Origin of the sequence: Streptomyces alkaliterrae (assembly GCF_007097205.2) — a bacterium.
Taxonomy (GTDB): Bacteria; Actinomycetota; Actinomycetes; order Streptomycetales; family Streptomycetaceae; genus Streptomyces; species Streptomyces alkaliterrae.
The window spans coordinates 1-583 of record NZ_VJYK02000683.1; the positions used below are offsets into that span (position 1 = coordinate 1).

A 583-nucleotide genomic window follows, 5' to 3' on the forward strand; every position below is an offset into this window, starting at 1 on the left:
CTCCGAGCGCGGCCCCCGTAACCGGCGCGCCCAGGTCCTCGCCCGCCGTCGCCGCACCACGATGGTGCTGTTCCTGTGGTTCACCGCCGGCAGTGTGCTCGCCGCCGTCGGCGGGCTCGGCTTCCTGTGGGCCCCCGCCGTCCCGGCCGTCCTGCTCAGCGCCTACATCGCCCACCTCCGCGCCCAGGAACGCCGCCGCTTCGCCGTACGGCTCGACCGCGGCCGCGCGGAGGCCGCCGCCCGCCGACTCCGGTCGGAACGCACGACGGTCGCGGCCGAACCCGTACCCGCCCCGGCACTCGCCGAGGAGCCCGAGCGCGCGACCCCGCAACGCGTCGCGCCCGCCCTCAGCGAGGACCGCCGCGCGGTCGTCGAGCAGACCGACCACGCCGAGTGGGTCGACCAGCAGCGCGAGCGTCGCCGCACCACCCGGGGCGGCGGCAGCTGGGACCCGGTGCCGGTACCGCTCCCCACCTACGTCTCCGCCCCGGTCGCTCCGCGCAACGCGCAGGGCGTCGACTTCGACGCCGCCGACACCTGGAGCTCGGCCCGCTCCACCGCCGCCGAACCCGCCGACCCCGGT

At 78.0% G+C, this 583-nt stretch carries 1 protein-coding gene; it reads left to right on the forward strand.

What is annotated here, in order from left to right; translation table 11 throughout:
- The coding region (locus FNX44_RS28455) for a SepX/GlpR family protein (RefSeq protein ID WP_500274217.1) at positions 1-583 on the forward strand (583 nt) is incomplete at both ends.